7 protein-coding genes and 1 pseudogene are annotated in these 7457 nt (G+C 45.2%); 7 read left to right on the top strand and 1 reads right to left on the bottom strand.

What is annotated here, in order from left to right; all coding sequences use genetic code 11:
• The first annotated feature begins 129 nt into the window (after positions 1–129).
• From AB3112_RS06475 to AB3112_RS06465, 3 genes are all read left to right on the top strand, one after another.
• Entirely contained in the window at positions 130–1203 is a 1074-nt protein-coding gene (locus tag AB3112_RS06475) for a hypothetical protein (protein ID WP_367334136.1), read from the top strand.
• A gap of 86 nt (positions 1204–1289) precedes the next feature.
• Positions 1290–2234, top strand: a complete 945-nt coding sequence (locus AB3112_RS06470) for an L-lactate dehydrogenase (protein WP_084973354.1) — start codon at positions 1290–1292, stop codon at positions 2232–2234.
• Positions 2235–2343: 109 nt separating this feature from the next.
• Positions 2344–2943, top strand: a complete 600-nt coding sequence (locus AB3112_RS06465; protein ID WP_057910214.1) for a TMEM175 family protein — start codon at positions 2344–2346, stop codon at positions 2941–2943.
• Here the strand turns inward: AB3112_RS06465 and AB3112_RS06460 are convergent.
• Entirely contained in the window at positions 2940–3854 is a 915-nt protein-coding gene (locus AB3112_RS06460) for a 1,4-dihydroxy-2-naphthoate polyprenyltransferase (protein ID WP_084973352.1), read from the bottom strand. The genes AB3112_RS06465 and AB3112_RS06460 overlap by 4 nt on opposite strands.
• Before the next feature lie 66 nt (positions 3855–3920).
• Between AB3112_RS06460 and AB3112_RS06455 the strand changes: the two genes are divergently transcribed.
• The 4 genes and pseudogenes from AB3112_RS06455 to AB3112_RS06440 all read left to right on the top strand — a co-directional run bounded on the left by AB3112_RS06455 (position 3921) and on the right by AB3112_RS06440 (position 7436).
• The gene (locus tag AB3112_RS06455) at positions 3921–4634 is read left to right on the top strand and encodes a demethylmenaquinone methyltransferase (protein ID WP_057910216.1); all 714 of its coding nucleotides are present in this window, start codon (positions 3921–3923) and stop codon (positions 4632–4634) included.
• A gap of 281 nt (positions 4635–4915) precedes the next feature.
• On the top strand, positions 4916–6094 hold the full coding sequence (locus tag AB3112_RS06450; protein WP_084973348.1) for an aminotransferase class I/II-fold pyridoxal phosphate-dependent enzyme: 1179 nt from the start codon (positions 4916–4918) through the stop codon (positions 6092–6094).
• A gap of 14 nt (positions 6095–6108) precedes the next feature.
• Positions 6109–7101 (top strand): annotated as a pseudogene (locus tag AB3112_RS06445) (D-2-hydroxyacid dehydrogenase).
• Between the two features lie 26 nt (positions 7102–7127).
• Entirely contained in the window at positions 7128–7436 is a 309-nt protein-coding gene (locus AB3112_RS06440; RefSeq protein WP_084973344.1) for an SdpI family protein, read from the top strand.
• The last annotated feature ends 21 nt before the right edge of the window (positions 7437–7457 follow it).

Raw genomic sequence — 7457 nt, 5'->3', positions numbered from 1 at the left:
GTTAATATACTTGTATTTTAACGCGAAAAAACACCTTTGTCAACGTTGCCACTAAAATAAATTCGAGTTTGACCGGGTGGCAGATTCGGCTTAAAATTGAGCCAATAATGACGATTGGAGCCACAAATTTTGGAAAACGACGAAGATATTTTCAAAGCAAACGGCTATCACTCAGAAGCCTATCACGCATTAAATCATTCCTACCAGGAGAAAATGACCGATTTATTCTCCCGTCGACAAATTGATTATCCAATGAAGCAGCTGGAATTTGAAGTTGATACCGTCAAGATAACCAGTACCATGAGCCAGCAGCAATATCTCAAGCTGCAGGGCTTTGTGGAAGCTTTCCCACAAAAGCAACGAAACGGTACGACACCAGTCGTTGGTAAAGATGACTACCAAAGCATCATTTTATATGACGACTATCAGTTGTTCGACGCCACTCAGTATGTCGTTCGCAATCCACTGGGGTTCGGGTACACCGTCAGCAAATACTTTTCACTTTCAAGCAAGCCGGCTTTAAGCAGTCCGCACCACGATTTGACGGTGACCCTCTCAATTCAGCCGAACCGGTTTTTGAATTTAATGGCTGAACCGCTCATTACTTTGTTGGTAGAGCGAGTTTTGCCAATCATGGTTCACCCACAAGTGTCACAGCTTGATCTAACCTTGGACATGCCACTGATTATGAATAATTTCCGCGTCCAAATGGGCGGCGAGGCTGGTACCAAGCAACAGGTCATTCAGGAACTGAACGCGCATCAGGAATACGAATTGAGTCGAATTATCTATACAAATCCGGAACAGACCCGTGAACTGGCTGTTTATGATAAGTATCAAGCATTGCTGGATAATCAATTAATCGTCGCAGACACCAATTATATTTCAGCTCGGGAAGCGGAATACTACCAGACGCATGCGGAAGACCAGCAATTTCTCACCCGGATTTTGTTAAGTGTCAGAACCCCAGCCGCCATCATGCGCTACATGAAAAGTCATGAGTGGCTGATGCGGGACGTGGCCATTGACTATCGGGATAATAGCGGAATTTCCGAATTCGAGGGGACGGATTACGCCACAAATGGCAAGGATTTTCGGCGATCGTTTAACCGGATGTTGACATATCGGCTCAAGGAAGTTCAGCAACGGCTTCAGGCATTACCTTATCTAACGGATGAAATTTGGAGGAATACGTTGTCTTAGAAAAGTCTCATAAAATTAAAATTTACTGTTGAACTCACCTCTCAATGTGTTATGCTGTTACCATTAAAAATTTTTGAGGTGATTGAATGACAAGAAAAATTGGTGTTATTGGAATGGGTAGTGTAGGCTCTACGGTTGCTCACTATATTGTGTCAGGTGGGTTTGCTGACGACTTGGTATTAATTGATGTAAATGAGAAAAAGGTTAAAGCCGATGCGCTGGATTTTGAAGATGCAATGGCCAACTTGCCAACGCATACTAACATTGCCGTGAACGATTACAGCGAACTGGCGGATGCAGATATTGTGATTTCAGCAGTTGGCAAACTTCAGCTGCAACGCGATAATCCAAGCAACGACCGGTTTATTGAATATCCGTTTACACAAAAGGCAGCCGCTGCAGTTGCTGGCAAAATCAAAGATAGCGGCTTTAACGGGATTTTAATCGTCATTACCAACCCAGTTGACGCGATTACGTCAATTTATCAAGCAGTGACGGGCCTTCCTAAGAACCACGTTATTGGAACCGGAACCTTGCTTGATTCATCACGGATGAAACGGGCGGTGGCAAAAAAATTACATATTGATCCACGTTCAGTATCTGGCTACAACTTAGGTGAGCATGGGAACTCCCAGTTTACTGCCTGGTCAACGGTTCGTGTCTTGGGTAAGCCGATCACAGAATTAGCTGACAAGGAAGGCATTGATCTTGATAAAATTGATGAAGATGCCCGAATGGGCGGCTTCGTTGTCTTCCGTGGCAAGGGCTACACCAATTATGCGATTGCCAGTGCAGCCGTTCGATTGGCTGATGTCGTCTTGAACGATGCCAGAACTGAACTGCCGGTATCAAACTATCGTGAAGAACTTGGCGCCTACTTGTCATACCCAGCCATTGTCGGTCGTGACGGTATTGTCCAACAGCTGCAACTTGACTTAACAGATGAAGAATTAGATAAACTGCAAAACTGTGCAACTATCATCAAAGAAAAGTTCGAAGAATCAAAAGCAAAGGATTTTGCGGTAGAATAACACCGCTTTTCTTATCAATATCGAAGCCCCTCCAAAACTGGAGGGGCTTTTGTCCGTTTCAAGGCCCGATTTAGTATATATTAGAAGTATCAACTGATGAGGTGATCATATGAAAAAAGGACGACTCGAAGCTTTTACAGACGCAATTTTGGCAATTATTTTGACCATTATGATCCTGGAGTTTAAAACGCCGGAATCATTCCAGTTTAGTGCAATTTATTCCCAAATTCCTTATCTAATATCCTACGCGATTGGCTACTTATTCATTGGGGTGGCTTGGTATAACCACCACTATATGTTTGCTAAAACCCGGTGGATTTCTCGAAGGGTTTACTGGGCGAATAATATGTGGCTGTTTACCACGTCGTTTGTTCCGGTGGCAACTGCCTGGGTTGGGCGTGGTTTAAACGAGCAGGGGCCTGAAATCTTTTACTTTATTGTCTTTGCCTCTTGGACGGCCGCGTATTTTTTCCTATCCTACCAACTGGTTAAAGCAAATGAAAAAGACCACCAACCAAAAGCCGCAGCGGCAATTCGGTCGATGGTCATTTATCGATATATTGCAAATTGGAAATTGGATCTGCTTCAAGGAATTGTGACAGTTGTGGCGTTGGTATACGTCCCGGCACTTCAGATGGTCATTGTCGTATTGATGATTGTCTTCATCGGTGCCCGGTTTAATAAGGATAGCGACCACTTGATTGATTAGTGCATGAACAACGTATAGATCCAATATCCCAAGAAGCCGACACACAAGCTGAGTGAGCCAAAAATCATGATTTGAACCGCGCAGACAAATGTTTTAGTTTTAATTTGTTCGTGGTTGAAAATCAGTGATTGTTTGATAATCAGTGGGACAGCTAACAAGATGGAAAATAAGGCCAGTGGGAAGACACCGACATACATGGCGTAAAAGACTAAGAGAACCGCCAGCACGTTGGCAGCATTGAACATGAGCAATGAATTTTTAACGCCAATGTAGTGAACGATTGTCCAACGGTGATTGACCTCGTCTTCCTGGTCATCGCAAATGTTGTTGGCCAACATGATATTTGCGATCCAGAAGAATAATGGGGACGATGCCAGCAGAATTCGTAACAGTAAAGGCGCGTTCCACGTGAACAGCTGGTAGGAGTTGACGTATACTGAAATCAGCGTAATCATAATGCCCATGGCAAATCCGGATGCGACTTCGCCGTATGGGGTACTGGAAATCGGGTGCGGACCCGACGAATACATAATTCCGATGGCAAAACAGATTAAGCCCATCCATAGCAGTGGCAAGCCCACTTTAAAGACTAAAAAGATGCCAATCAAAGCGGATGGCACGACCATCACCACGATCATCGTGCGAATCAGGTTCAACGAGATATGTTCTCGACCGATGATATTGGTACCGGTTTTCCATTTTTCCTCGTTGGAATGCATGTAGTCGTTATAATTGTCCAGCGTATCTACGGTCATGTTGAATAACAACATTGCGATAAAAAAGAGTGTGGCGTAAAGTCCGTTGACCGAGTCCAGCAGGTACCAGCTGAAGAAAAGTCCCGTGAAGAATGGGAAAATGCTTGCGGCTTTGGCCCTCAACTCGACGAGCTCTGTAAAAGTTGATAAACTCATCTTGACCTCCAAATTAATCTAAAATAATTTCAAAAACATAACTTATTATAACAAAGGAGCAGGAAAATGAGTCTGACAAACAAAACCCCGGAAGCAAAGGTTGAATCTTTATTTAACCAAATCGCCGCCAACTATGATGAAATGAATTCACTGATCAGCTTGGGCAATCACAAGCACTGGCGAAAATTGGTGATGAAACAACTCAATGTCCGTCCCGGCAGCTTTGCGATTGACGTCTGTTGTGGAACGGGGGACTGGACGATCGCCCTTGCCAAGGCAGTTGGGCCATCCGGTCAGGTTGTCGGGCTTGATTTTAGTGAGGAAATGCTCAAAATTGCCGATCAAAAAGTTCGGGCGGCCGGTCTTTCGGATCGGGTGACGTTGGTGAAGGGGGATGCAATGAATCTGCCGTATGCCGATAATTATTTTGATGTTGCCACGATTGGGTTTGGCTTGAGAAACGTGCCCGATGCCGACCGCGTCCTGCATGAAATGAGCCGGGTTGTCCATGCTCGGGGTCAAGTGGCCTGCCTGGAAACGTCCAAGCCCACGAATCCGATCATCAAGTTGGGCTGGCAGGCTTATTTTAACCTGGTGCCGATTATGGCAAAGCTGACCGTTAACAAGTACCAGCAATACCATTACCTGCAGCGAACCACCGCAGAATTTGTGTCTGCCGGAAAATTAGTGGAGATGTTTCAAGATGCCGGCCTGACTGACGTCCACTACCGTACCTTTACTTTTGGCGCCGCCGCTTTTCACCTGGGAATCAAGCCATGACAAAATAGCCCTTGATTCACAAGATTAAAAACGTTATCATGTGTTTAACATATTCTAAGGAGTTTTTAATTATGAGCGGTAATTTAAACATCCAAATGAATAGTTGTCGATATTACTTTTGGTTTTTCCGAGTGTGATCTGTGGATAAGCCAAAAGCATTTCGTAATGCAAATTAAAGGCCGCACAGATCACTGAAATTGACTGTGCGGGATAATACCAATGGTGGGTCCTCACAGTCAGTCCCTTGACTTTGAGGACCCTATTTTTAGGAGGAAAACAGTATGAGCAAATTATCAGAGAAAATGAACAAACGGGTGGCGGCATTAACCCCAGCAGCGATTTTAACATTCAACCAGAAGATTTCAGCGATTCCAGACATTGTTAAATTAACGCTGGGCGAGCCGGACTTCAACACCCCGGAACACGTCAAACAGGCTGCAATTGATGCGATTAATGACAATGAAAGTCACTACACGAATTCACGGGGAACGGATGGGTTACGGAAAGCGGCCGCTGATTTCTTGAACACCAAGTACGGCTTGAATTATGATCCTGCCACCCAGGTGATCATGACAGAAGGTGCGACTGGTGCGATCTACTCGGCTTTAACCGCGATGATTAATCCCGGTGACACAGTTATCGTGCCAACACCGATTTTCCCACTATACGTCCCAATCCTGATGTTAGCTGGCGCCAAACCAATTTTTGTCGACACATCAGATAACGGTTTTGTGTTATCACCCGAAAAATTGTCGGCTGCCATCGAAGCTAACAAGGATACTGTTAAGGCGGTTATCTTGAACTTCCCTAACAACCCAACTGGTGTGACCTACCATAAAGATGACCTTCAAAAATTAGCAGACGTCATTTCCAAGCACGACATTATTTGTTTGAGCGATGAAATCTACAGCGAATTAACCTACGACGGCACCCACGTTTCGATGGGGACCATTCTGCCGGAACAAACCCTTGTCATGAACGGGGTTTCCAAGTCTCACGCGATGACTGGCTGGAGAGTCGGCATGATTTGTGGGCCTGAAGATATTATCAACGAGGTGGCCAAGGTCAGCGAGTTTACCATCACCTCGTTGACGACCAACGCGCAAGCCGCAGCCGAAGAAGCCTTCAAGAATGGCATGGACGATGCGTTACCAATGAAGGAAGAATACATGAAACGCCGCGACTTGTTGGTAGCGGGGTTGGAAAAAGCCGGTTTTAGCTGTCCGAACCCCAATGGCGCCTTCTATGTCTTTGCCAAGATTCCTGACGGCTTGAACCAAAATAGTGAAGAATTCTGTTACGACTTGGCCAAGGAAGCCAAAGTGGCGTTGATTCCGGGCTCATACTTCCTGCCGGGCGGTGAAGGTTACGTTCGAATTAGTTATGCAGCTAGTGAAGACACCATCCAAACAGCTGTCAGCCGCATTCAAACATACGTTGATCAACAGTCAGTCAAATAAAGGGAGCTTGAGTTATTTTGAAAATATTAATGTATAACGTTCGACCAGACGAACAAACCCCACTTGATGCCTGGGTTGAAAAAAATGGCATTCAAGTCGATACCAATTCAGTGCCACTGAACGCAGAAACCGTTGACCTTGCCAAAGGATACGACGGCATTGTCATCCAGCAACACGGGCCTGTTGCCGACCCAGCAATTTATGAAAAGCTTCATTCATTTGGCATCAAGCAGATTACTTTGCGGATTACGGGATATTAAATAATTGTTTTTGACCAAGCCAATAAAAACGACTTGGTGGTGACCAACGTGCCGGCTTATTCACCCCGATCAGTCAGTGAGCTTGTTTTGGCTGACGTCATGGGGCTTCTGCGTCACATCGGCGAAGTCGGCGAACGTGAAAAACATGGCGACTTCAGTTGGAAAGGCGTTGAAGCCCGGGAAATTCACACCTTAACGGTTGGCATTATTGGCGCCGGCAAAATCGGCAGCGCGGTTGCCCGAATCTTTCGAGCACTCGGTGCTACTGTGATTGCGGCTGATCCGATTCATCGACCAGAGCTCAACGACACATTGACTTACGTGGATCACGAAACAGTTTTCAAAACGGCAGACATCGTCACCATGCACACGCCGCTGACCGATGAAACCCAGCACATGATTAATGCGGCCGTTTTAAAAGAAATGAAGCCGTCAGCGATTTTCATCAATGCTTCACGGGGACCGGTTGTCGACACCCCGGCGTTGGTTGCTGCGCTTGAAAATAAAGAAATTGCAGCTGCAGCTATTGATACATTCGAAGGTGAGAATACCATTGTGGGTCAGGATTTGACCGGCCAAGAAATTGATAACGACAGCTTAAAGAAGTTACTGGCAATGCCAAACGTCAACGTCACCCCACACATTGGCTTTTATACTGAAGTAGCGGTTCAAAACATGATTGAAATTGCGCTAAATGACGTGGTCACGATTTTGAATGGTGAAAAGAGCCCCCATCAGGTCGGGTAGTGTGATTGTTTTAGCGGAGGGACATTATGTCAGGAACTGAGTTTGCCGCGTTGATCCTACTCGTCTATGTTGGTGGTGCAATTTATTATTATTTTAGTGATAAAAAGCCTTCGAGTTTTGTGGGCTACAGAACGTCACAAAGCCGCAGCACGCCCGAGAAATGGCGTGCATCACAGAAATGGTTTTATCAATGGGCAATTAGTTGCCAAGCGATTTTGGTGATCATTGACTTATTCATGCCATTGTCAATTGGGGTGAATGCCGTGATTTTAATCGTGTATTTGTTGATTATGAGCTTCTTCATTGAGCATCATCTTCGAGAAATGCGATCATAAAAAACAAAGAAATCCTACCAG

The sequence above is a fragment of the Lentilactobacillus sp. genome (assembly GCF_040773105.1).
GTDB lineage: Bacteria > Bacillota > Bacilli > Lactobacillales > Lactobacillaceae > Lentilactobacillus > Lentilactobacillus parabuchneri.
This window is presented reverse-complemented; position numbering and strand designations above follow the sequence as displayed.